General features: G+C 57.7%; 21 protein-coding genes. 9 read left to right on the plus strand and 12 right to left on the minus strand.

Annotation, left to right across the window (positions count from 1 at the left end):
- Window positions 1-281: 281 nt before the first annotated feature.
- From ACR3EH_RS03840 to ACR3EH_RS03850, 3 genes are all read left to right on the plus strand, one after another.
- Entirely contained in the window at window positions 282-1,988 is a 1,707-nt protein-coding gene (locus tag ACR3EH_RS03840; protein WP_171184910.1) for a peptide ABC transporter substrate-binding protein, read from the plus strand.
- A gap of 96 nt (window positions 1,989-2,084) precedes the next feature.
- Entirely contained in the window at window positions 2,085-3,092 is a 1,008-nt protein-coding gene (locus ACR3EH_RS03845) for an ABC transporter permease (protein ID WP_170375080.1), read from the plus strand.
- Window positions 3,085-4,065, plus strand: coding sequence for an ABC transporter permease (locus ACR3EH_RS03850; protein ID WP_171184912.1), 981 nt, complete (start codon window positions 3,085-3,087; stop codon window positions 4,063-4,065). Before ACR3EH_RS03845 ends, ACR3EH_RS03850 begins: the two co-directional genes overlap by 8 nt.
- Window positions 4,066-4,071: 6 nt before the next feature.
- Here the strand turns inward: ACR3EH_RS03850 and ACR3EH_RS03855 are convergent, their stop codons facing one another.
- The 6 genes from ACR3EH_RS03855 to ACR3EH_RS03880 all read right to left on the minus strand — a co-directional run bounded on the left by ACR3EH_RS03855 (window position 4,072) and on the right by ACR3EH_RS03880 (window position 10,784).
- Complete coding sequence (locus tag ACR3EH_RS03855) at window positions 4,072-5,169, minus strand: MFS transporter (protein ID WP_171184914.1); 1,098 nt, start codon at window positions 5,167-5,169, stop codon at window positions 4,072-4,074.
- A 107-nt stretch (window positions 5,170-5,276) separates the two neighbouring features.
- Window positions 5,277-6,554, minus strand: coding sequence for a DUF3422 family protein (locus ACR3EH_RS03860; RefSeq protein ID WP_171092224.1), 1,278 nt, complete (start codon window positions 6,552-6,554; stop codon window positions 5,277-5,279).
- Window positions 6,555-6,661: 107 nt separating this feature from the next.
- Window positions 6,662-7,018 carry a VOC family protein gene (locus ACR3EH_RS03865; protein ID WP_171184916.1) on the minus strand — a complete coding sequence of 119 codons (357 nt, stop codon included), beginning with the start codon at window positions 7,016-7,018 and terminating at the stop codon, window positions 6,662-6,664.
- A 149-nt stretch (window positions 7,019-7,167) separates the two neighbouring features.
- Window positions 7,168-8,622: an NAD(P)(+) transhydrogenase (Re/Si-specific) subunit beta gene (locus ACR3EH_RS03870; protein ID WP_171184918.1), complete on the minus strand. Its 1,455-nt coding sequence runs from the start codon at window positions 8,620-8,622 to the stop codon at window positions 7,168-7,170.
- A gap of 13 nt (window positions 8,623-8,635) precedes the next feature.
- Window positions 8,636-10,207 (minus strand): Re/Si-specific NAD(P)(+) transhydrogenase subunit alpha, encoded by a 1,572-nt coding sequence (locus ACR3EH_RS03875; RefSeq protein WP_171092230.1) that lies wholly within the window; start codon window positions 10,205-10,207, stop codon window positions 8,636-8,638.
- A 127-nt stretch (window positions 10,208-10,334) separates the two neighbouring features.
- Complete coding sequence (locus ACR3EH_RS03880) at window positions 10,335-10,784, minus strand: methyltransferase family protein (protein ID WP_171184920.1); 450 nt, start codon at window positions 10,782-10,784, stop codon at window positions 10,335-10,337.
- A gap of 175 nt (window positions 10,785-10,959) precedes the next feature.
- Here ACR3EH_RS03880 and kynU point away from each other — a divergent pair, with 175 nt between their 5' ends.
- Complete coding sequence (gene kynU, locus ACR3EH_RS03885; RefSeq protein WP_171184923.1) at window positions 10,960-12,153, plus strand: kynureninase; 1,194 nt, start codon at window positions 10,960-10,962, stop codon at window positions 12,151-12,153.
- Here kynU and ACR3EH_RS03890 read toward each other — a convergent pair.
- Window positions 12,146-12,724, minus strand: coding sequence for a TetR/AcrR family transcriptional regulator (locus ACR3EH_RS03890; protein WP_171184925.1), 579 nt, complete (start codon window positions 12,722-12,724; stop codon window positions 12,146-12,148). The two genes, kynU and ACR3EH_RS03890, sit on opposite strands and share 8 nt — an antisense overlap.
- Window positions 12,725-12,823: 99 nt before the next feature.
- Here ACR3EH_RS03890 and ACR3EH_RS03895 point away from each other — a divergent pair, with 99 nt between their 5' ends.
- Entirely contained in the window at window positions 12,824-13,288 is a 465-nt protein-coding gene (locus tag ACR3EH_RS03895; RefSeq protein WP_171184928.1) for a (2Fe-2S)-binding protein, read from the plus strand.
- 3 nt (window positions 13,289-13,291) lie between these two features.
- The gene (locus ACR3EH_RS03900) at window positions 13,292-15,532 is read left to right on the plus strand and encodes a xanthine dehydrogenase family protein molybdopterin-binding subunit (RefSeq protein ID WP_171675428.1); all 2,241 of its coding nucleotides are present in this window, start codon (window positions 13,292-13,294) and stop codon (window positions 15,530-15,532) included.
- A gap of 56 nt (window positions 15,533-15,588) precedes the next feature.
- Here the strand turns inward: ACR3EH_RS03900 and ACR3EH_RS03905 are convergent, their stop codons facing one another.
- The 5 genes from ACR3EH_RS03905 to ACR3EH_RS03925 all read right to left on the minus strand — a co-directional run bounded on the left by ACR3EH_RS03905 (window position 15,589) and on the right by ACR3EH_RS03925 (window position 20,982).
- Window positions 15,589-16,398 (minus strand): autotransporter outer membrane beta-barrel domain-containing protein, encoded by an 810-nt coding sequence (locus ACR3EH_RS03905; RefSeq protein ID WP_171184932.1) that lies wholly within the window; start codon window positions 16,396-16,398, stop codon window positions 15,589-15,591.
- An 80-nt stretch (window positions 16,399-16,478) separates the two neighbouring features.
- Window positions 16,479-16,853, minus strand: coding sequence for a hypothetical protein (locus tag ACR3EH_RS03910; RefSeq protein ID WP_171675426.1), 375 nt, complete (start codon window positions 16,851-16,853; stop codon window positions 16,479-16,481).
- 493 nt (window positions 16,854-17,346) lie between these two features.
- A complete protein-coding gene (locus ACR3EH_RS03915; RefSeq protein ID WP_171184935.1) occupies window positions 17,347-18,123 on the minus strand; it encodes a gamma-glutamyl-gamma-aminobutyrate hydrolase family protein in 777 nt (258 codons plus the stop codon).
- 219 nt (window positions 18,124-18,342) lie between these two features.
- Complete coding sequence (locus ACR3EH_RS03920; RefSeq protein WP_171092247.1) at window positions 18,343-18,768, minus strand: GlcG/HbpS family heme-binding protein; 426 nt, start codon at window positions 18,766-18,768, stop codon at window positions 18,343-18,345.
- A 78-nt stretch (window positions 18,769-18,846) separates the two neighbouring features.
- Window positions 18,847-20,982, minus strand: a complete 2,136-nt coding sequence (locus ACR3EH_RS03925) for a malate synthase G (protein WP_171184937.1) — start codon at window positions 20,980-20,982, stop codon at window positions 18,847-18,849.
- 209 nt (window positions 20,983-21,191) lie between these two features.
- Between ACR3EH_RS03925 and pepN the strand changes: the two genes are divergently transcribed.
- From pepN to ACR3EH_RS03940, 3 genes are all read left to right on the plus strand, one after another.
- A complete protein-coding gene (pepN, locus tag ACR3EH_RS03930; RefSeq protein ID WP_171675424.1) occupies window positions 21,192-23,744 on the plus strand; it encodes an aminopeptidase N in 2,553 nt (850 codons plus the stop codon).
- Entirely contained in the window at window positions 23,741-24,169 is a 429-nt protein-coding gene (locus tag ACR3EH_RS03935; RefSeq protein ID WP_171184941.1) for a hypothetical protein, read from the plus strand. Before pepN ends, ACR3EH_RS03935 begins: the two co-directional genes overlap by 4 nt.
- Window positions 24,170-24,298: 129 nt before the next feature.
- Window positions 24,299-25,558, plus strand: coding sequence for a hypothetical protein (locus ACR3EH_RS03940; protein WP_171184943.1), 1,260 nt, complete (start codon window positions 24,299-24,301; stop codon window positions 25,556-25,558).
- Window positions 25,559-25,636: the final 78 nt, after the last annotated feature.

Genomic DNA, 25,636 nt, shown 5'->3' on the forward strand with positions numbered 1-25,636 from the left:
CACGCTCCCCTGACGTTGTCATTTTTGTTCTGAGTGCCGAACGCTACGGCGGGCTACCGGGAAAAGTCAAACGCAATACACATTTTCGCGACGGCACCACTTGCATTTTTTGCAAGTTCTGTTTCGATACCCCACGTAACTGCTTTGGGGAGAGCGCGCGCTGAAAAACGTTAGCGCTATTATCTTTATTGATCAAAACCTTGCCCCAAAGCGGCAACGCCAAGTCCGCAGGCCATGCGGAAATAATCGAGACACAAACGTGTCCAATTCGGGAGTAAATTATGAAAATCAAAACCCTTTTGCTTGGTGCGATTGCAAGCACGGCAATGGCTCCGATGGCCTTTGCCGAGCGTGGATCGGACGGCAACGTCAGCATCATTTATTGGCAAGCTCCGTCGATCCTGAACCCGTTCCTGTCGGGTGGTACGAAAGATGTGGAATCAGCCTCGTTGGTGATCGAACCGCTGGCGCGCTATGACCAAGACGGCAACATGGTTCCTTTCCTGGCCTCTGAAATCCCGACTGTTGAGAACGGCGGTGTCAGCGAAGACCTGACCTCGATCACTTGGAAAATCGCACCTGGAATCACCTGGTCGGATGGCACCCCATTCACCTCGGCAGACGTGAAATTCACTGCTGATTACTGCATGCACCCCGAAGGCGGCTGTGCGCAGGTCACAAAGTTTGAAGGCGTCACCTCGGTCGAGGCTTTGGACGACCTGACTGTTAAGGTCACTTTTGACGCGCCCACCCCGTTCCCGTACGGACCCTTCGTAGGTGGTGAAAGCCCAATTATTCAAGCGGCTCAGTTCGCCGATTGCCTGGGCGCGAAGGCTCCTGAGTGCACCGATCAGAACTTCAACCCGATCGGGACCGGCCCGTTTGTCGTGACCGAGTTCAAGCCGAACGACGTGATCACCTTCAAAGCCAATGACAACTATCGTGATCCGGCCAAACCCGCCTTCGCGACCGTAACCTTCAAAGGTGGCGGCGACGCAACCGCTGCCGGTCGTGCCGTTATGGAGACAGGCGAGTTTGACTATGCCTGGAACCTACAACTGGCGCCTGAAGTGATTGCTCAGATGCAGGAAGGCGGCAAAGGTACTCCGGTTGCAGGCTTTGGTCCGCTGGTCGAGCGCATCATGCTGAACCAGACCAACCCGTCACCGGACCTGCCGGAAGGCGAGCGTTCGACGGCCAAACATCCGCACCCGTTCCTGCAAGACCCTGCGGTCTACAAGGCCCTGTCCATGGCAATCGACCGCCCGCTGCTGGTTGAGATCGGCTATGGCCAGGCGGGTAAAGTGACCTGTAACTGGGTTCCGGCTCCTGCTGCGTTCAACTCGACTTCAATGACTTGTGACACGCAGGATATCGAAGGCGCGAAGAAACTGCTGGATGACGCTGGCATCGTTGACTCCGATGGCGACGGCGTTCGCGAAAAAGACGGCGTTCCGCTGAAGATTGTCTATCAGACATCGACCAACGCCGTTCGTCAGGACTTCCAGGCGCTGATCAAAGAATGGTGGAGCCAGATCGGTGTTGAAACCGAACTGCGCAACATCAACGCGTCGGTCTTCTTTGGTGGTGACCCGGGTTCGCCTGACACCTTCCAGAAGTTCTATGCTGACGTTGAAATGTACGCCAACACCTTCAACGGCACTGACCCGCAGTCTTACCTGGGCAACGGCCTGTGCGACAAAGCACCGAAGCCGGAAAGCCAGTGGCAGGGTGAAAACATCAGCCGCTTCTGCAACGAAGAGTTTGACAAGCTGCATGGTCAGCTGGCCGAAACTGCGGGTCTGGAAGCCCGCGCTGAGATTGCGAAGCAGCTGAACGACATCATGGTTCAGAACGGCGGCATGATCCCGCTGGTCCACCGTGGTCGTCTGTCGGCGCACGCAAACACGCTGGGTGGCGTTGTCCTGAACGTTTGGGACAGCGAGCTGTGGAACATTGCGGACTGGTACCGCAAGACCGGTTCCTAAGCATTAGTCTTGCAAAGCCGCGCCCCGACCCGTATCGGGGCGCGGTCATTTGCAGACCACTCCAACAAAAAGACGCATCAACAAAGGCGCCTTTGAATGCTCAACTTTACAATCAGACGACTGGTGCTGGCCGTACCCACGCTGCTGTTCATCAGCCTCGTCATTTTCCTGCTGCTCGAGCTTGCCCCCGGCGACCCGATGGCGCAGGTCCCGCTTACCGTCCCGCCCGAAGTCAAAGAGAAGATGCGCGAAGCGCTTGGCCTTGGCCAACCCATGCATATCCGGTTCTGGAAATGGATCGTGCAATTCTTCTGGATCGAACCGCAGGTTCTGATCGACCACATGTTTGGCACCACCTTTTCCGAAGGTGACCTGCGTGTGATTTCGTGGCAGACCCGCTCGCCCGTTATGGACATCGTCGTTCAACGTATCCCACAGACTCTGTGGGTTGTTGGCACCGCCTATGTGGTCGCCATTCTGATCGCCCTGCCCATCGGTATCTATTCCGCTTATCGCCAGTATTCTTGGTTCGACCAGATGGGCACCTTCGTGTCGATGGTCGGCTTTTCGGTCCCGCCCTTTTTCTCGGGCGTTCTGGTGATCGTGATCTTCTCGGTCCAGCTGGGTTGGTTCCCGTCGATCTATGACACCACCCATGTGGTCAACAGCTGGGACAGCTTTGTTGTACAGCTAAAACAGATGATCATGCCGGTCATGGTTCTGGCCTTGCAAATCACGGCACAGCTTTCACGCTTCATGCGCGCCTCGATGCTGGACAACCTCAATCAGGATTACGTCCGCACCGCCCGCGCCAAGGGGCTTAGCGAATACACCGTGGTTATGGTTCACGTCCTGCGCAACTCGATGATCCCGGTGGTCACTGTGATTGCGCTGGGTATCCCGGCCATCTTTGGCGGCGCTATCATCACCGAGCAGGTGTTTAAGGTGAATGGTATCGGCCAGTTGCTGATCGGCGCAATTCAGGCCAACGACTTGCCGATGGTGCAAACCCTGACCTTCATCTTCGCCGTGCTGATCGTGCTGTTCAACCTGATCGCCGATGTTCTGTACGGCATTCTGGACCCGAGGATTCGCTATGACTGATGCCGACAAATCAGACACGCTGATCCCGGATGAAGGACTAGCACCTGCTTCCACCGCGTTGCCAACCGCTGACGTGATGGAGGAACTGACCACCCCACCCCGCAGCCAATGGCGCGATGTGTGGGATCAGTTCAAAACCCATAAGGGCGCGATGATCGGTGCGATCCTGTTCATCTTCATTGTGGCTGGCGTCTACTTGGGGCCGTTACTATGGAGCATTGATCCAACGCAGATCGACATCCGTGCGCGCAATCAAGGGCCAAGCTGGGCACATCCGTTTGGAACCGACCAGTTGGGCCGGGACATTCTGGCGCGCATGATGTCAGGCGGGCAGACCTCGGTCTCTGTCGGTATTACGGCAATGCTTCTGGCGCTTTTCCTGGGGTCGTTTATCGGTGTCTTGGCCGGGTTCTTCAAACGGCTTGACGGACCGCTGATGCGCCTGACGGACCTGTTCCTGGCCCTGCCCCTGCTGCCCCTGCTGTTGGTCATGATGCTTCTGTTCCGCGAGCCATTATCGGCTGCCTTTGGGTTGGAGCGGGGCATCTTCATCCTGATTGTCTGCGCTATCGGCATCACCTCTTGGATGCCAACCGCCCGGATCGTGCGGGGCGACGTGCTGGCCATCAAGGAACGTGAATTCGTTCTGGCGGCGCGCTCTATCGGCACCAGCAACAGTCAGATCATCACACGGCATATTCTGCCCAACGTGCTGTCGCCGATCATGGTGTCCGCGACACTGGGGATTGCCACGGCGATCATCACCGAAAGCGCATTGTCCTTCCTTGGGCTGGGCTTCCCGCCTGATTTCCCGACCTGGGGTCGGCTGCTGTTCGACGGTGTCGACTACTTGCAGCAATACCCCGAGCGCGTGTTCTGGCCCGGACTGGCAATCTCGTTGACCGTGCTCAGCGTGAATTACCTGGGCGATGGTCTGCGCGACGCGCTGGATCCGCGCATTCGCGGACGTTAAGCAAATTCAGTCGGCGCGCCTTAGCGCGCCGGCCAATACAATGATCAGGACCGCCAACGGCAACAACACCGAGAATGCCAGACGCAGGCCAAACAATTCCGCTAAAAAGCCGATCAATGGCGGCCCGATCAACAGCCCCCCATATCCCAAAGTTGCAACACTGGCGATGGCCTGCCCCGGCGGCACATCTAGGTCACTTGCAGCCCGACTGAATGCCAGCGGCATTATAACGGCATAGCCTACCCCCATCAGGGCAAAGCCCGCCAAGGCAAGCTCTGGCGCCACCGCTGACACCACGCCAAACACGCCCAAAGCGGCACAGAGCCCACCGAACCGGGCCGTGGCAACCGGGCCGAAGCGCGTAATGACAAAAGCACCGGCAAGGCGAAACGCCACCATTGTAACGGAAAAGACGGCATATCCCAGGGCCGCAACGCTTTCAGTCGCATTCGTGATGTCACGCAAATAGATCGCGCTCCAATCTGCAACGGCACCTTCGCCCAATGCCCCGCACAATGCAGTAAACCCTACCAACACCAATATGCCGGACGGCAACGCAAAGACGGACCCTTGCTCCCCTTCCGAGCGTTTTGAAGTCCAGTGCACCCAAGACAAGGTCAGCGCAAAGCCCACAACAATCCCACCTGCCGTTAGGAAGTGCGCAAGAACGCTCAACCCCATCTGAACAGCAGCGTAGCCACTCAGCGCACCAAGACCCGCGCCAAGGCTCCACATCGCGTGGAAAGAAGACATCACAGGCTTGTCATATGCCTGTTCAACCTCTGCCGCCCAGGCATTCATCGCCACGTCCATGGAGCCATGGAAAGCACCAAAGATGAACAGAAAGACCGCCAGCCCCCAAAACCCCCCGGCAATGGCCAGCAGGATCAGCGACAGGGTGTAGAGCACCGCAATGACGCGGGTGATAGCAACAGCGCCGAACCGATCCGTAAGCCGCCCGGTGATGGGAAAAGAACATACAGCACCAGCCGCCATGAACAGCAACCCGTAGCCCAGTTCTTCATGAGACAGGCCCAACCGGTCGCGCACGGCAGGAATGCGCGAGGCCCATATCCCGAACAAAGCACCATTCAGAATGAACATGGCGGCAACAGCCCGCCATGCTGCACCTAAAGAAATCACAGGAAACCCTCGCGTAGCTCGCCAAACGCCTTTGTTCTACAGGTCTTTCCAAATTTGGCAATTGACCTTCAGCCAAGCCGCTTGCGGATCCGACGGATTGCGAACCATACTCCGGCCACAACGGGAACTGTAACCGCTGCCGTCAACATACCTTTGCTAATGCCCGAAGCCGTCAGCGGATACAGAAGATAGCTCACCAATGAAACCGCGTAGTAGCTGATGGCAACAACGGACAGCCCTTCGACAGTATGCTGCAGCCGCAAGGCCAGGTCCGCCCGACGGTCCATGCTTTCCAACAATGCCTGGTTCTGCGCACTGCGTTCCACATCCACCCTGGTTCGCAGCAACTCGCCCGCGCGGATAGCCCTGTCAGACAAAGCCTGAAGACGGCGTTCAGTGGATTTTACGGTACGAATCGCAGGGTCATAGCGCCGCATCATGAAATCGGCAAAGTTCTGACCGCCCTGGAACCGCTCTTCCCGCAACACTTCAATCCGTTGATTGACGATAGCTTCATAGGCACCCGTTGCCCCGAACCGGAACGAGCACCGGGCTGACAGAGTTTCAAGTTCAATCGACGTCGACAGCAGATCCTGCAAAAGCGAGTCGGGCTGAGCCGAGTTGTCGGTCATCTGTCCCATCAACCGGGTTAACTGCCCATCCAACTCTCCGATACGCGGCATCAACTGCTTAACGCGCGCAAAACCCAACATGGACATCGCCTTATAGGTTTCAATTTCGCACAAGCGCTGGACAATTCGCCCCGTTCGGCGGCGACCTGTTCCTTCGGCCACGAACAAAGCAAACCGCATATGGCCTGCCGGATCGATGCGAAAATCGCTGGCGCATACGGCGGCATCATCCAATACCCTGGCCACGGCCAGGCTTTCAGGCTCGAACCAGTCCAGCAATTTGGACTTAATCGCGTCGTCACTTTCGCGCTCTACGACACGAACCATCACAGATGTGACCCTTTGGCCCGGACTGGCCATCAACCAATCAAGAGGAAAAACTTCGAAATCGGCCGGGTTGAACGCACGGTCACTCACGTTCTGCGCGATTGCCGTGTAGGTGACAAACTCTGTGTGTTGCTCCCATTTTAGCCAATGCCGACCGATCTGACCGGCGTAATGCGTGGCATCAGGCTGAGGATGCTGCGCGCCATGGCGATCCAGAAGATTGATCAAATGGGCCAAATCCTGACTACGATCACGCGCAACCGCAGCCTCGGGTTTCTTGATTGCTAAAAAAACCACTGTGCATGGCATAGACGCAACCGGGAATGGTCGTGCGTGCAGTTCATTGGCCAGCGCATAGCGAAGGGGGTGGTCGTCAATCGGTGTCATTCAGGGCTCCGCCTCGTCACGCGCACTATACGACACATATCAGTTACATCAATTCTCTTTTTGTTTCATATACTTACAGGGATACTAAGGTATACAAGCCGGCTATCTCATTGATTTGGCTGCCACAGCTCGATGGGATTGCCCTCAGGATCGTGGATGCGCGCGAATTTCCCAACCTCGCTGTCCCAATCCGGATGCGTTTCAACGGCGATTCCAGCCGCCTCCAGTTGCCGAGTCATGGCCGCCAGATCATCGACACGGAAGTTGATCATCCATTGCTGATCTTCCCGCCCGAAATACTCGGTGTCCTGCGCAAACGGAGCAAAGACAGTATAGCCTTCGCGTTGTTTCCAAGGCACGGGATCGTAATGATCGACGCCCAGGTGTTCCGCGTACCACGCGCTCAAAGCTTTTGGATCGCGGGCGCGAAAAAACACGCCTCCTATGCCATTCACCTTCTGCATCACAAACCTCCTGACCAATCCATTTTACCACAATCCGCTGCTTCATCTGGCTAAAAATACCTTGGAGGTCAGGAGGCAAAGCCTCCTGCAATACAAAAAAAGAAAAGGGCGCCCGAAGGCGCCCTTTGCAATTGGATTAAGTCTTTTGATCAGTCGATCATGGGCAGCAGTTTATCGAGCGACTGTTTCGCGTCGCCATAGAACATGCGTGTGTTCTCTTTGAAGAACAGCGGGTTTTCGATACCTGAATAGCCGGTGCCCTGACCACGTTTCGACACAAACACCTGCTTCGCCTTCCAGCACTCAAGAACCGGCATCCCGGCGATGGGGCTGTTGGGATCTTCTTGTGCGGCCGGGTTCACGATGTCATTTGAACCGATCACGATGGCCACGTCTGTGTCGGGGAAATCGTCGTTGATCTCGTCCATTTCCAGCACGATGTCATAAGGCACCTTTGCCTCGGCCAACAGCACGTTCATGTGGCCAGGCAGACGACCTGCAACCGGGTGGATTGCAAAGCGCACCTCTTTGCCCTTGGCACGCAGCTTGCGAACAAGCTCGCTGACTGACTGCTGCGCCTGCGCCACGGCCATACCGTATCCTGGGATGATAATGACACTGTCCGCGTCATTCAGAGCAGCCGCAACGCCGTCCGCTTCAATGGCGATCTGTTCACCTTCAACGGCCATCTGTTCCCCCTGCGGGCCACCAAAGCCCCCAAGGATCACGCTGACAAAGTGACGGTTCATCGCCTTACACATGATGTAAGACAGGATCGCACCCGACGAGCCCACCAGCGCACCAACCACGATCAGCAGGTCGTTGCCCAGCGAGAAGCCAATCGCTGCCGCCGCCCAGCCCGAATAGCTGTTCAGCATCGACACAACCACCGGCATGTCGGCGCCACCGATGCCCATGATCAGGTGATAGCCGATGAACAACGCAGCCAGCGTCATCAGGAACAGCGGGAAGAACCCGCCGGTGCTGGTGTACCAGAACAGGCAGATTAGCGAGAGGCCCGCAGCAGCCGCGTTCAGCGCATGACCGCCGGGCAGTTTGGTCGCCGCGCTCGTCACTTTGCCCGCCAGCTTGCCATAAGCCACGACCGAGCCGGTAAAGGTGATCGCACCGATGAAGATGCCCAGGAACAGTTCCACATGCAGAATTGCCAGCTCCGCCGGGGTCTTCTTAGCGATCAGTTGCGCAAAGGACCCCAGACCGTCCAGTTCAACCTCTTTCGCGGCGTCGGCAATCGCAAAGACCTCGGCCACGTTCTGAACTTCAAAATGCGCGTTGAAGCCCACGAAGACCGCTGCTAAACCAACCAGCGAGTGCATCGCAGCCACAAGCTGCGGCATCTCGGTCATCTGGACGCGCTGCGCCACATATTGACCGATCAGACCGCCGCCGATGATCAGCAGCAGCGACAGCAGCCACAGGCCCGAGCCCGGACCCACAAGCGTAGCAAAGACCGCCAGCGCCATACCAACAATGCCGTACCAGACCGCACGCTTGGCGCTTTCCTGGTTCGACAACCCGCCCAAAGCGAGGATGAAAAGAACAGCCGCAACAACATAAGCGGCAGTGGTGAAGCCAAATTCCATGTGCCCGGCCTCCTTAAGATTTCTGGAACATGGCAAGCATGCGCCGTGTTACGAGGAAGCCGCCGAAGATGTTGATCCCGGCCATGAAGACAGACAGCGCCGCCAGCAGAATGACCAGGAAAGACCCCGATCCGATCTGCATCAAGGCCCCAACGATAATGATCGACGAGATCGCGTTGGTGATCGCCATCAGCGGTGTGTGCAGTGAATGCGCCACGCCCCAGATCACCTGGAAGCCCACAAACACGGCCAGCACAAACACGATGAAGTGCTGCATGAAGCTGGCCGGAGCAACCAGCCCCACCAGCAGCATGAGCGCGCCACCGACACCCAGCAGGGTGAATTGCTGCTTTGTTTGCGCCTTGAAGGCCGCAATCTCCTGCGCCTTTTTCTCTTCCGGGGTCAGTTCTTTGACTTCCGGCTTCTTCTGCGCCGCAATCGCCTGCACCTTGGGCGGCGGCGGCGGGAACGTGATCTCACCCTCATGGGTCACGGTTGCGCCGCGGATCACGTCATCTTCCATGTCATGGTTGATCTGACCGTCTTTTTCAGGCGTCAGGTCAGTCATCATGTGACGGATGTTGGTCGCATACAAAGAAGACGATTGCGCCGCCATCCGGCTGGGGAAGTCGGTATAGCCGATGATGGTCACGCCATTGTCGGTCACAACCTTCTCATCCGGAACGGTGCCTTCAACGTTGCCGCCCCGCTCGGCCGCGAGGTCAACGATGACCGAGCCCGGCTTCATCGCCTTGACCATATCCTCCAGCCACAGCTTGGGTGCCGGGCGGTTGGGGATCAGGGCGGTGGTGATGACGATGTCCATCTCGGGCGCCAGCTCTCGGAACTTGGCCAGCTGCGCGTTGCGGAACTCTTCGGACTGAACGCTGGCATAGCCGCCAGTGGCCGCGCCATCCTGCTGTTCTTCTTCAAAGTCCAGATAGACGAACTCGGCCCCCATGGATTCGACCTGTTCGGCCACTTCCGGGCGCACATCAAACGCATAGGTGATCGCGCCCAGAGACGTCGAGGTCCCGATGGCGGCAAGTCCAGCCACACCCGCGCCCACGATCAGCACCTTGGCAGGCGGTACTTTACCGGCGGCAGTCACCTGACCGGTGAAGAAGCGACCAAAGTTATTACCAGCTTCGATAACCGCGCGATAACCTGCGATATTGGCCATCGACGACAGCGCATCCATCTTCTGCGCACGGCTGATACGCGGCACCATCTCCATCGCGATCACATTCGCGCCCTTGGATTTGGCCAGCTCCATCCCGTCTTCATTGCCCGCCGGGTTAAAGAAGGAAATCAGCGTCTTGCCCTTGGTCAGACGCTTCATCTCGGTCTCAGTCGGGATACGCACCTTGGCGACGATGTCCGAACTCTTCCACAGGGACGCAGCCGTCTTCACGATTTCGACGCCCACGGCTTTATACGCCTCATCCGAGAAACCGGCGGCTGCACCTGCCCCTTTCTCAATCTGGCACTCATAGCCCAGTTTCTGCAACTGCACAGCAGAGTCCGGCGTCATCGCGACCCGGTTCTCGCCATCCAATATTTCTTTCGGTGTGCCTATCTTCACTGGCAGTCCCCCTAGAGTCTAAGGCCGAGCAGGTCCTCGGGTATGGTTTGTTAAGAAAAGATGTATCTTGCGTAATTTTATTTCGCAAGCGCAGCATCGGTTACGTAGTGTCATGAGCCGGCCCCTCTTACACCCACCGACGCGTTTTGCGCTCATAGCGTGCAAAATCCGCGCGGAAGGTGCGACGCAGGCGATCCTCTTCAGGCAAAATGAACCGACGTTCGAGCACCCAGACAAAGACGGGCACCAGCACCAGCGAAAGGACAGCATCAAACCGCAGGATCAGACCCGCCAGGATCAGCACATCACCCAGATAGATTGGGTTGCGGCTGCGTTTGTAAATTCCGGATTGCACCATCGCACTTGGTGTTTCATGCGGAATGACAGTGGTCTGATGTCGGCGGAATTCGACAACTGCCACAACCGCTAACAGGACGCCACCTCCGATCAAAACACCACTGATCAGGTCGGTCAGCCCGCCTTCAAGCGACAGGCCCAATCCCACGTACCGGCCCTGCAACCATGCCAACAGGACAAAGCCCGCAAGCCACACAGGGGGAACATCGATCCAGCGCATAGTTGGTCCTTTGTGGATGACGTAACGTAAAGATACGTGTCGTTTCTGGGCGCTGTCCTATCGTTTTCAGAACAGAATAGCAAAACCCCACGATGTCGCATCAGTGGACAGGTTAGTTTGGATAGGGTACGCCCGAGGACAAACAGCGACAGACAAACACAAAAAACGAGCTTTCATGACCGATTTCGCCGCAACCAAAGCCATGTTCTCTCTACCCGAAGGTATCCTTTATCTTGATGGCAACTCTCTTGGGCCTCTGCCTAAATCAGCGACCTCGCGCGTACAGGAGATGCTGACAGATGAATGGGGTCAGATGTTGATTACCGGTTGGAACAAGGCCGGTTGGATGGGACTACCCACCGGGCTGGGCGACCGCATCGGACGTCTGATCGGTGCCGAACAGGGCAGTGTTGTCACAGGCGACACCTTGTCGATCAAAGTGTATCAGGCCGTCGCCGCCGCGCTGGAGCTCAACCCCTCGCGCAAAGTAGTTCTGTCAGACAATGGCAATTTCCCGTCGGACCTGTACATGGCCGACGGTCTGCTGCGTTCGCTGGGTGAAGAGTATGAACTGCGCGTCGTAGATCCCGAGGACGTGGCCGCTGCTATCACGGAAGAGATAGCGGTCTTGATGCTGACCGAAGTGGATTACCGATCGGGCAGAATGCATGACATGAAAGCCCTGACTGAATTGGCTCATGCCAATGGCGTCGTCACCGTATGGGATCTGGCTCATTCGGCCGGGGCAATTCCGGTCGATCTTGCAGGCTGCAATGCCGACTTTGCTGTGGGTTGCACATATAAATACCTCAACGGCGGTCCCGGTGCCCCGGCCTTTATCTATGTCGCGCCACGACTGGCGGAAACAGTGCGACCTGCCCTGTCCGGTTGGCTGGGACACGAAGCCCCGTTTGCCTTTGATCTGGACTATCGCCCCGGCAACGGGATCGAACGCATGCGCGTGGGCACGCCCCCCGTGATCCAAATGACGGCGTTGTCTGCGGCCATGGATATATGGGATATGGCAGAAATGACTGATGTCCGGGCAAAGTCCATTGAATTGACCGAGTTGTTTATCAGCCGTGTTGAGGCAACCTGCCCCGAGTTGAAACTGGCCAGCCCACGCACACCAGAGTTACGTGGCAGCCAGGTTTCATTCCGTTTCGAGGAAGGCTATGCCGCAATGCAGGCCCTGATCGCGCATGGCGTGATCGGCGACTTCCGTGCGCCAGATATCATGCGGTTTGGCTTCACGCCGCTCTATATCGACGAAGGCGATGTGATCAAGGCAACCGAGATTCTGGCCGATGTCATGCAGAACAAGCTGTGGGACGCGCCCGAATACAAGGTCCGCCAGCGCGTTACCTGACCTCAAGCCCCGCACCAAAAAGGGCGGCAACCTGCGCCACCTGCTGTTCGTAGACCTCTGCCCCTGCACCGATCAGCTTTAGCCCCTTGAGCGTGGCCGCGATCGTTCGTCCGGTCTCGGCCGCGTCAGCCAGCAGGCGCACGCGGCCCGCCTGTTCCTGCTGCGTCAGCCAGTCTGCGTATAGTCCCGCCAGCTTTGCCTCACCCGCGGCGATAATTTCAGAAGACAGAGATTTGGTGTTGTCCAGTATTTCAAGCCCATGTGGCGAGGCCAGAATTTTCGCCATCCCGTCCGTCTGAGCCTGTATCGCGCGGATCAACACCTCGGGCACCGATCCTTGTGTCGCCAGTGCCTTCGCCACACCGACGGTTTTTTCGGCATAGTATAACTCTGTCAGCTTGCTGACGATTGCCTCTTTGTTTTTGTAGTGCAGATAGACTGCAGGCCGGGACATCCCCGCACCGCGCGCAATATCGTCCATCGAGGTCTTGCGATACCCGTACGTAGAAAAGGCTTGGAACGCCGAGTTCAGGATCGCCTTTTGCCGTGAATCGTCCGTCGTGTCTTTCATGTCTGAAGAACTGACACTTTTTGATTAAATTGTCAATTGACACCCTGACACTTTTCGCTAATTATGTCAGAAACCAGCCACAGCAACGAGAGGTGCGCCATGGCGACGGCCCTAAAGATCAATGGAAAACAACATCAGGTGGACTTGCCTGATGACGTCCCCCTGCTCTGGGTTCTGCGGGATGAGGTCGGGTTGACCGGCACCAAATTCGGCTGCGGCGTCGCCGCCTGTGGAGCATGCACCGTTCATATCGACGGCGAGGCCGTGCGATCCTGTCAGGTCGCGTTGTCGGATGTTTGGGGTGACGTGACCACAATCGAAGGCATTGGTGCACCGAATGCATTGTCCGCGCTGCAACAAGCCTGGGTCGATCATCAGGTTGCGCAATGCGGCTACTGCCAGTCTGGACAGATCATGCAGGCTGCCGCCTTGCTGGCAGAAAACCCTTCGCCCACCGATGCTGACATTGACGACGCGATGCAAGGTAACCTCTGCCGCTGTGGCACATACCCCCGAATTCGTGCAGCGATTCACGATGCCGCTGGCAAGCTGAAGGAGGCATAAGTCATGGGAAAAGTTGGTAAGATCCTCCGCCGCACGTTCCTGATCGGCTCTGCCGCAATTGTTGGCGGCGTAGCCTTTGGCGCGTATTACGTCACCCGCCCAGCCGCCAACCCGTTGAAACCTGGCGAAGGCGAAGCGGCGTTGAACCCGTTTGTGCTGATCGACCAAAATGGCGTCACCCTGTTCGCCCCCCGCGCTGAAATGGGTCAGGGCGTGAAAACCACTTGGGCCGCGCTGATTGCCGAGGAACTGGACGTCGACCTGGATCAGATCACCGTTCTGCATGGCCCGGCGGCAGCGGCCTATTACAACTCCGCCCTGGTGGGCGAAGGACTGCCCAACAAGGGTTATGACATCTCGAATTTCCAGCACAATCTGGGTGAGGCACTGGGCGTTCTGGGCAAGACGCTGAGCCTGCAGGTCACCGGTGGTTCGACCTCGATGAAAGACGGGTTCAAGCGGATGCGGCAAGCTGGTGCTTCGGCGCGCGAAACGCTGAAACGCGCAGCCGCTGACCGGTTAGGCGTTGACCCTTCAGAGCTGCAAACGGCCTCGGGCCACGTTATTGCGCCCAACGGCGACAAGATCGCCTATTCCGAGCTTGCCGAAGATGCGGCCGGATTGGAACCGGTTGAAGTGTCTTTGCGCGATCCGTCCGAATGGCGCTATCTGGGCCGGACGCAACCGCGCCTGGACATGGTTGGCAAGGTGACCGGCACCGCCGAATTCGGCGTTGATGTCCGCCTGCCGGGCATGAAATTCGCGGCCGTGCGCATGAACCCCAAACTGGGCGGCGCGATGAATGGCTTTGATGACAGCACTGCAAAATCCATGCCGGGGGTCGAGAAAATTGTCGATCTGGGTACAGGTGTGGCCGTGATCGCCAACAACACCTGGTTGGCAAACCAGGCGGTTGAGGCCATCGACGTTGACTGGGGCGATGCGCCCTACCCGCCGGACACCGACGGTATCTTTGCCAAGATAGCCGAGGCGTTTGACGACGCGCCGAATTCGACCATGCGCGACGATGGCGATGTCAGCGTGACCCCCGAGGGCGCGACGGAAGTCACCGCCGAATACCAAGTGCCCTATCTGGCCCACGCCACGATGGAACCGATGAATGCCACCGCGCTATATACCGGAAACGCTGTGGAGTTGTGGTGCGGCAACCAGGCCCCGACCCTGATTCAGTTCCGCGTCGCGAACACCGCCAATCTGGACACCGAGGCAGTGCAAATTCACACCACCTATCTGGGTGGCGGATTTGGTCGCCGGGGCGAACTGGACTTTAGCGAGATCGCCACCAAGGTTGCCATGGCCATGCCCGGCACGCCGGTTCAAACGACCTGGAGCCGCGAAGAAGACATGCGCCATGATTTTTACCGCCCCGGGGCCATTGCCCGGATGCGCGGCGCAGTGCAGGACGGCAAAGCCGTTCTGATCGACGGCAAGGTTTCTTCGCAATCCCCAACCCAGCAGGCGGTTGAACGCTACACCGGCTTCCCCGGTGGCGGCCCCGACAAGGTGCTGGTCGAAGGGTTCTTCAACCAACCCTACGCCGTGCCGAACTACCGCATGAGTGGTCATATCGCGGATCTGGCCGTCCCGGTCGGCTTTTGGCGCTCGGTCGGCAACAGCCACAATGGCTTCTTCCATGAAACCTTCATGGATGAAATGGCCCATGCAGCTGGGCGCGATCCGCTTGAGTTCCGGCTTGAGCTGATGAAATCCGAACACGCCCCCTCTGCCGGGTGTCTTGAAGCCGTGAAAGAGATGTCGGGCTGGACCGGCAAAACGCCTGATGGCGTAGGCCGCGGCGTCGCCTTTACCTACAGCTTTGGCACACCCGTGGCACAAGTGATCGAGGTTGCCGACGAGGACGGCACCATCCGCATCAACAAGGCGTGGATCGCCTGCGACATGGGGCTGGCGCTGGATCCTGACAACGTCAAGGCGCAGATGTTCGGCGGTATGATCTATGGCCTGTCCGCTGCTTGTTACGGCGAGATCACCTTTGCAGACGGTGAAGCCGAGCAGTTCAACTTCCCTGACTATGACGCCATGCGCATGCACACGACCCCGCAGGTCGAGGTGCGCGTTCTCGAGACCAACCGTCACATGGGTGGCGCAGGAGAGCCCGGCACGCCCCCCTCGATGCCCGCGCTCGGAAATGCCCTGTTTGATCTGACCGGAGAACGTGCCCGCAGCCTGCCGCTGATCAACCAGTTCAACCTGCTGGTTTGATCACAAAACGCCGGCTCAATGGCATGAGCCGGCGTTTTTACTTTTTGCACTTAGCATCAGAAATTGACTGACAGGAAAATCGACGCTTCCGTTGCGTCCAGATCATCCTCGAACAAACTCAGATAACCCAGCGTTGCTTCGAAAAAGACGGCTTCACTTGCGCGTCCGCGAACCCCGACGCGTGTGGCCCAGGTCAAATCAGTCTGTGATCCCCCGCCAATGCCAATATTGTCACGGTCCAACCAGTACGTTGCGCTTAGCGTCGCGAATGGAGATACAATCGATCGTGACGTGACAAATGGCCTGCTAACTTCCAACTCAGGCGTCAAGGCGCTGTAAGTCGCAGAAGCAACTTCACCAATGATGTTTACCGGAACCCCTGCCAAACTACCGCTCAGATCATAATCTTCCGCGCTGTAATTGTAGTAGTCAAAGGCAACCGACGGGCGGAGCAGGAATCGCCCGGCCTCATATTGGCCAACAGCTTCCAGATTGGCACGCCAACGCGTGCGATCAAAATCACCAGTCAATCCCAAGACGTTTGCATCCGTTGAAAACTCTCCAACAGTCGCCAACCCGTTCAGCACCCACCTCTCGGACATACGCCAGGCAAAATAAGGCCCGACGGCCAACCCTTTGGTGTCTTGTCTGAACTGTCCCTGGAACCCTTCGACATCAAGGTCTTCGTATTCAACCTGAAATCCAATGACCAAGTCCGGCGTGACAAGCCTGTCGAAACCTGCCGCAAAATAATTGTCATTTACGTCGACTTCAGTGACCCCGCGCGTGTCTTCGATTTCGGTATAGGTGAAGTCTGTCCACACATTCCACGTGGATGGCGGTGCAAGATCACGGCCCTCTGTCAAAGGGGGGCCTGCAATGGGCGCTGTTACAGTGGGATCACAAAGTGCCGCGTCAAGTTTACCTGTCGCTGCGTCAACGCACTCTACGCCGACAGCATATGCCCCTGCAGAAGCACCTTGGGGTTGCGTACGAGGCAAGGTAGCCGTTGTTCCACCTCCACCAAAACCACCACCGGTCCCGCCAGAACCGCCGCCACCGCCAAAGCCGCCACCGGATCCACCAGAACCGCCGCCGCCGCCAAAGCCACCACCTGAGCCACCTGAACCGCCACCGCCGCCAAAGCCGCCGCCGGATCCACCAGAACCACCGCCGCCTCCAAAACCACCTCCGGAACCGCCAGAACCACCGCCTCCGCCAAAGCCGCCACCGGAGCCACCTGAACCGCCACCGCCACCGCCACCAGAGCCACCACCGCCACCGGGCAAGCTCCAGTTTCGCTGTTGATTTTGCGTATCAATCAAGCAATCCCGGCCATTAGGTGCTCCGCCAACTGCAAACAACCGGTGCACTCCACCGTTTCCATTCGAAACAAAGGGCGAATAGCTTAGATGAACACCTCGACGGGACTTGGCCCAGGTGTCTACTGTTGTGTTCCGTTGCGCAGCTTCGAGGCGATAGTCACCTTGCTCTGTCGCTGACAACCACACCGAAGAGGATGAGTCGGGCGTGCGCCCGATATAGAACAATTCTCCCAGAGAGCCACATTGCTGCGCGACCGCCTCAGCCGCGAAACCGGAAAACACTATCAATGTTCCCGCAAGCAGCCTTGTCCGGCCTCTTCGCCTTTGGGTTGACTCGCTTATCGCTCGATCCTGCCCTGTTTCATGTCAACAGCGACAGGCTCTCAGACCCTCTGGTTAGCTCAAAAGGTTATTCGACGGACCTCAGAAATAAATATTTGAATGTTGCGATGCAGTGACGTGACTCAAGAGACCAGCGGGCAAGTACAGTTAAGCAGACTGCTTGATCGCGGTGCAGCCGCCACGATTCCAAACCCGGACAGCGTTTCCAAAAGCCTCGAACAGAGGGCGCGACACCGGGTCGTTGATGGCATCCCATTCCGGGTGCCACTGAACAGACAGCGTAAAGCCAGGCGCGTCTTTGATAAAGATCGCCTCGGGCGTGCCGTCGGGCGCGTGACCTTCGATGACGACACGTTCGCCAATCGTCTTGATGCCCTGCCCATGTAGGGTGTTGGTCATGACCTCGGTCGCGCCAAACACATTGTGGAACACTCCGCCCTCATCCAGTGTCACCACATGCCGCAGCGCAAACTTCTCTTCCAGCGTACCGTCGGGCGGCATCCGATGATTCATCCGGCCCGGTAGATCGCGAATTTCGGGATACAGTGTTCCACCCATCGCCACGTTGACCTCCTGAAACCCGCGGCAAATGCCCATAAAGGGTTGCCCACGTTCCACACAGGCCCGAACCAGTGGCAGGGTGATGGCGTCGCGTGCCCGGTCGAACTCTCCATGCGCTTCGGTTTCGGGTTCGCCGTATTCTTCTGGATGAACATTAGGGCGTCCGCCGGTCAGCAGAAAGCCGTCGCATACCGACAGCAACTCATCAACCGTCACATAGCGCGGGTCCGCAGGGATCAGCAGCGGCAGACATCCCGACACATTGGCAACCGCGTCCGAGTTCATCGTCCCACCCGCATGTGTCGGGTATTGGTCATTCATGAGATACGAGTTGCCGATGATACCGACGACAGGACGAGACATTCCGCTTTCCTTGTTGTTCCATTGCTTAACATGGAAGCTAGCGGCAGCCTCTCAGACGTGCAAGAATACACGCCCTGCATGACAGCGCAGGGACGTGTTCAGGGGTGCACAATACAATCCCTCAAAAGACATTTTGTATGGAATTATTTCCCGAGAAGATCTATCAACCGGGAAATAATTCCAAAGTTTTGGCATTGGCAGGACAAACCAAGCGGAGACTTAAATCTCACCAATCAAACCGGCTGCCTCAATTCCAGCCATTGCGGCAATCGCATCATTGTCCGAAGTGTCACCTGTTACTCCGACAGCCCCGATGACAGCGCCTTTTCGGTCGCGTAACAGAACACCACCTGGAACCGGCACAACCTGCCCGCCATAGACGCCATTCACTGCGGCCATGAAATAGGCCTGCGCCTCGGCGCGTTGCATCTGTGCGGTCCCGGCCATGCCCAACATGACCGAGCCGTAGGCCTTGCCATGCGCAATCGCGAAACGACCCGGGGCGGCACCGTCTTCACGTTCGAAGGCGATAACATGACCGCCCGCGTCCAGAACCACAGCGGACAGAGGCTTCAACTCCATCTCGCGCCCCTTCTCGAGAGCCTTACGAATGATGGTGCGCGCCTTGCGCAAAGAAATAGCCATCCCTGATCCCTTTCATTTGGATAAAATCTTCTTTGGAAAACAAGGGGTAGACATACCCCTTGCCCCGACCCGAACCGCTTACACCTGGCTTGCCTTCAACTCCAGACGACGGGCGTGCAGAACCGGCTCGGTATAGCCCGAAGGCTGCACCCGCCCCTTGAACACCAGATCGCAGGCTGCCTGAAAGGCGATGCCGTCAAAGCTTGGCGCCATAGGCGTATAGCTGGGGTCGCTATCGTTCTGACGATCCACAACAGCCGCCATTTTCTGCATCGCGGCCATTACCTGCGCTTCGCCTACGACGCCATGGTGCAGCCAATTGGCCAGCGCCTGAGACGAAATCCGGCAGGTTGCGCGGTCTTCCATGAGGCCGATGTCGTTGATGTCCGGCACCTTGGAGCAACCCACGCCCTGATCGACCCAGCGCACCACATAGCCCAGAATGCCCTGAGCGTTGTTTTCGATCTCACGAGTGATTTCATCGTCGCTTAAATTCCGACCATCCAGCAGTGGAATGGTCAGCAGGTCATCCAGCGTACCGCGCGCACCTCCGGCAGCCAGTTCATCCTGGCGCGCAAGCACATCAACCTTGTGATAATGCGTCGCGTGCAATGTCGCGGCGGTCGGCGACGGCACCCAGGCGCAAGTTGCGCCAGACATCGGGTGGCCGATCTTGGCGTCCAGCATGTCGCCCATGCGATCCGGCATCGCCCACATGCCCTTGCCAATCTGTGCTTTGCCTTTCAGGCCGCAGGCCAGACCGATGTCGACATTGCGGTCCTCGTAGGACGCGATCCAAGGCGTATTTTTGATATCGCCCTTGGGCAGCATTGGGCCAGCTTCCATTGACGTGTGGATTTCATCCCCGGTCCGGTCCAAAAACCCGGTGTTGATGAACGCCACGCGCGACTTCGCCGCCCGAATACATTCTTTGAGGTTGGCCGAAGTGCGCCGTTCCTCATCCATGATGCCCAGCTTCACGGTGTTGCGGGGCAAGCCAAGAATGTCTTCGACCATGTCGAAAATCTCGACCGAGAACGCAACTTCCTTGGGCCCGTGCATCTTGGGCTTTACGACGTAGACCGAACCTTCGACCGAGTTACCGCCTTCGCGCTTCATATCGTGCATGGCGATCAACGTAGTGCAGAGGGCATCCATCAGCCCTTCACCAATCTCGCGCCCTTCAGCGTCCAGCACAGCCGGGTTGGTCATCAGGTGACCTACGTTACGTACCAACATCAGCGACCGGCCTTTCAGCGTGGCCTGATCGCCCGACGGCGTGGTGAAACTCAGGTCGTCCGCAAGCTTACGGGTAAAGGTTGTGCCGCCCTTCGTGACTTCTTCGGTCAGGTCGCCCTTCATCAGACCCAGCCAGTTGCCGTATGCGACAACTTTGTCGGCGGCATCAACACAAGCCACCGAGTCCTCGCAATCCATAATCGTCGACAGCGCTGACTCGAGCCGGACGTCCGCGATGCCAGCAGGATCGGTTGCGCCAATGGTACTGGAAGGATCGATCATGATCTGGATGTGCAGGCCATTGTTCTTAAGCAGCACGAATTCCGGTTTGTCCGCCGCACCACCAAACCCAGCAAATTGCGCGGGGTCGCCCAGCGCAGGAACCAATCCTCCGTCCTTCACTGTAAGGCTGGACACGTCCGCCCAAGACCCGGACGCCAGTGGTACGACGTCGTCCAGAAAGGCTTTGGCCCATGCGATCACACGCGCCCCGCGCGCGGCATCATAGCCACCGCCCGCTGGCAAATCACCCATAGCGTCAGTTCCATAAAGCGCGTCGTAAAGACTGCCCCAACGGGCATTGGCAGCATTCAAGGCAAAACGGGCATTGGTGATCGGCACAACAAGTTGGGGACCGGGGGTAAGGGCAATCTCGGGATCCACGTTTGCTGTCTCGATCTGAAACCCATCCCCTTCTGGGACCAGATAACCGATCTCTTTCAGGAAAGTATGGTATTCGGCAGGATCAATCTCCTGCCCCTTGCGGGCCATATGCCAGCCGTCGATACGGCTTTGAATTTCAGACCGTTTCGCAAGAAGGTCGCGATTCTTCGGCCCCAAATCGTTCACCAATCGCGCCAGGCCCGCCCAAAACTGCTGCGCGGACACTCCGGTTCCTGGCAGTGCTTGCGTCTCGATAAATTCTGCCAAAATCGGATCGATCTGCAGCCCGTTCAGGGTGTGTCTGCCAGTCATGTTCCCGCTCTCCCGCGATTGTGTGCCACTGTATGCTCAGGTGCATTTAGGGGGAAAGTTTCCGATAGGCAACTTTTGTCGAGTGATTAGCAGTATTCGGTCCTTCAAAAAGCTGCCTTAAAATCAGCAAGCGAATGACGCAGGCCAGTTGCAGCCCCTGTACGAAGCCCCTAACGTCGCGCCAAACCAGTACGGATACGAGGCCCAAGATGCGCGACGCTGCCCCCACAACAATTTACCTGAAGGACTACACGCCGTTCGGTTATTTGGTGGATAGCGTGCACCTGACCTTCGACCTTGCCGACCATGCCACCCGGGTCAAATCGCGCGTCGCCTTTCGCCCGAATCCTGATGCCAAGGACCGAACATTCTTTCTGCATGGGGAAGACCTGACGCTAATCCGCGCTGCAATTGACGGTGCAAAGATCACGCCGGATGTAACTGAAAAGGGCCTGACCGCTGCCGTACCGGATGCGCCCTTCATCTGGGAGGCCGAGGTCGAGATCGATCCCGGCAATAACACCGCGCTGGAAGGGCTTTACATGTCAAACGGTATGTACTGCACGCAATGCGAGGCAGAGGGGTTTCGCAAGATCACCTACTACCCCGACCGCCCGGACGTGATGTCCACCTTTACCGTACGCATCAACGGAGACCTTCCGGTGCTGCTGTCCAACGGCAACCCGTCGGGCAAGGGCGACGGCTGGGCCGAATGGACCGACCCATGGCCAAAACCGGCCTATCTGTTTGCTCTGGTTGCAGGCGACCTAATCTCCCACGCCAGCCAGTTTACCACCAAGTCGGGCCGTGACGTCGCGCTGAACCTGTGGGTTCGTCCCGGCGATGAAGGCAAATGCGCCTTTGGCATGGAAGCCTTGAAAAAGTCGATGAAATGGGACGAAGACGTCTATGGCCGCGAATACGATCTCGATGTGTTCAACATCGTCGCCGTGGACGATTTCAACATGGGAGCGATGGAAAACAAGGGTCTGAACATCTTCAACTCCTCGGCTGTTCTGGCAAGCCCCGAAACGTCGACCGATGCGAATTTCGAACGCATCGAAGCGATCATCGCACATGAGTATTTCCACAATTGGACCGGCAACCGCATCACCTGCCGCGACTGGTTTCAGCTGTGTCTGAAAGAAGGACTGACGGTATTCCGCGATGCGCAGTTCACGTCCGACATGCGCTCGGCCCCTGTGAAACGCATTCACGACGCCATAGACCTGCGCGCGCGCCAGTTCCCCGAAGACAACGGCCCCCTGTCACACCCGGTACGGCCCGAGAGCTTTCAGGAGATCAACAACTTCTACACCGCGACCGTCTATGAGAAAGGTGCTGAAGTAATCGGAATGTTGAAACGTTTGGTCGGGGATGACGCCTATGCCAAAGCGCTGGACCTGTATTTTGAGCGCCATGACGGCCAGGCCTGTACCATCGAGGATTGGATCAAGGTTTTTGAAGACACCACAGGCCGCGACCTGACCCAATTCAAACGCTGGTACAGCCAATCGGGCACGCCACGCGTCACCGTTTCGGAAGACTGGGCGGACGGCATTTATACCCTGACGTTGAAACAGCGCACCGAGCCGACGCCAGGGCAAAATGAAAAGCAAACTCAAGTGATCCCGGTTGCTGTGGGCCTGTTAGGTGCAAATGGGGATGAGGTCCGCCCGACCGAAGTGTTGGAACTGACGGAAGCTGAGCAAAGCTTTCAATTCACCGGGCTGGCCGCAAAACCCACACCGTCGATCCTGCGTGATTTCTCAGCGCCGGTTATTCTTGAGCATGACGTCAGCAACGCCGAGCGGGCGTTTCTGCTGGCAAATGACACCGACCCCTTCAACCGTTGGCAGGCTGGGCGGTCTCTGGCGCAGGATACTTTGCTGCGAATGATCCAGGATGATGCCGCGCCGGATGCCGATTACCTCGATGGTCTGCTGGCCGTGCTGCGTGACGGAGAATTGGACCCAGCCTACCGGGCCCTAATGCTTGGGCTGCCAACGCAATCCGAGCTGGCGGCAACCTTGTACGAGCGCGGCCAGACCCCTGATCCGATGGAGATTTGGTCTGCGGTAGAGACACTGCGGCAGGCCACGGCCCAGCACGTACAGGATCTGTTGCCCCGGCTACACAGCGAAGCCTTGGTGGATGGCCCCTATGCGCCGGACGCTGCGCAATCCGGCAAACGCGCCCTTGGCAGCGCCGCGCTGGCGCTGACCACCCGACTGGATGGCGGGGCAATGGCGGCTGAGGCGTATGGCAACGCAGATAACATGACCCTGCAATTGACTGCCCTGTCTTGTCTGTTGCGCGCGCGCAAAGGAGAAACAGAACTCGCTGCGTTCTACAACCAGTGGCAGCATGACCGACTGGTTATGGACAAATGGTTTGGCCTGCAGGTGACAATGGCCGCACCCGAGGCGACACCCGGCGTGGCACAATCTCTGACACAACATGCCGACTTCAACTGGAAGAACCCCAACCGGTTCCGCGCCGTTATGGGCGCGCTAGCGATGAATCATGCCGGGTTCCATCAGCCTGACGGGGCTGGCTATGCCCTGCTGGCTGATTGGCTGATCCGACTGGATCCGGTGAATCCGCAAACCACTGCACGCATGTGTTCGACATTTCAAACGTGGAAACGGTATGATGCCGACCGTCAGGACCTGATGCGTGCGCAGCTTTCTCGCATTGCTGGAACCCCGAACTTGTCGCGTGACACCAGTGAAATGGTATCGCGTATCCTTGGCGCATGACTGAATTCACATTCGCCCGCCAGAACCGAAACACGCGAACATTGGTCATTCTGGCTGCGGTCTATTCCGGCTTGATGGCTCTGGTCGTCCTGTTCGATGCCGCCTGGTGGATCGTATGGCTGCTGGCATTGGGCACCCTACCAGCTGTGTGGGACGTGATCCAGAATACGCGCGCCGGCGTGCAGATCGATGCGACCGCCATACGCTGGTTTACCGGCAAGCGCCAGGCAGAGGTCCTGCTGCAGGACATTGATTTTTTCCGGTTTGACACGCGGTGGGACTTGTCGGTACGCGTTTCCATCGTTCTGCATTCGGGCAAACGAATCCGTTTACCCGATGAGTCGCTTCCGCAGCATCGAGACCTTGAACCGGTCCTGACACAGGCCGGATTCCGTGTTGAGCGCCATCATTTTACTGTTTTCTGAAACACTGAGCCTCTAGCCGGTAAATTGGACACAAAAACCGAAAACTGCTAAGCATTTAACTTGATCTGAGCCCAATATCTCGCCAGATTTGAAAGACGTTAAGTGTTTTTACAGTTTTTGAGTTTCGCCATGTTTCGGTCGTTTCGGGCAATGTTTGCCCAACCCTCAGCCTCATCCGCTCCTGCCGCACCAGAATTGTGCGCGACGAAGTCTGCGTTGGCGGCTGCCTTGCCTGAACAAGGACAACTCAACATTCCTGTTGTGCAAACGGGTAATGAAAACCTGATCGGACATTCCACAATCGAACATGGCCGCTATTTGGCCAGGCAGGATCGTTGGACCGACCTGTCCAAGGAAATGCGAACCGCAGATCAGGATCGCGCGGCGGTGTCGGACGGGATGCCAATTGCCGATCTTCTGGCGTTTGGGGCAAGATCGGATGTGGTTCTGGCTGCGGAACACGCACTGACGGACGGCAAAGCCATTTCGGATTACGACCTGTTGGGAGGCATATCTGAGCTTGAAGGCGAAATGGCGGACAATCCTGATGACCCCATGATCGCCGCCGTTGTGGCACTTGCCCATATCGATCTGGCCTGGGCGTGGCGTGGTACAGCGTCAGACACGGCACTGCCGCCCTTGCACCGTTCGCGCTGTGCGGCACATTTCGACCGGGCCGCGTCGATCTTGCCCAAATGCCGGACTGATGCCCCGGACAGCCCGCTGATTGCTGCGGCAGGCTGCGCGCTTTTGGCCGGTCAACGCCGCGCCAACGCGCGGGTGTCTGATGAATATGAGCGCCTGATCACGCTGGATCCGCGCAACCAACGGCACATGCGTGCCATGGGCAGCCATCTGTTGCCTCGGTGGTTCGGAAGCTACGATGAATTGGAATTACAAGCGATGCGCACAGCGGCTCGGACCCAGGGCGTCTGGGGCGCTGGCGGCTACACTTGGGTTCAGTTCGACGCCATCGCGCTGGATGAAGAAGCCTGTGCGCGGGTCGATACCGAGTATTTCCTGGACGGTTTGCGCGACATCGTGCGGCTTCGGCCGGATCAGCAAATGATCAACATGCTGTCGGCCTATTGTGCAATCACCATCCAAAACGGACGAGGCCGGAACGAACAAGCCGACCAGTTCCGTGTACAGATGCGCGATACTGCGAACTGGCTGATCCGCGATCACCTGACCGAGTTGCACCCATTGATCTGGGCCCACGCGACAGCAGGCTTCAACAACTCGGTGCGCATCAACTCGCCCGAGCGGTTTGCCGCACGGGGCCAGCGGGATGCCTTGCGGGCGATCTCGGATCTGTTCCGGGAAGAATTGCGCAATGGTATGGACGTGACCTTCACTCCAACGGGCCTACAGTTTTCCCAGAACTGAACACGTCAGGATTCCCCCTTGCCCCTAGGCCCTGCCGGGCCTAATACGCAGGCTTAGACTTCTGCGGAAATGAGGCGC

This window comes from Ruegeria sp. BG7 (assembly GCF_056535685.1).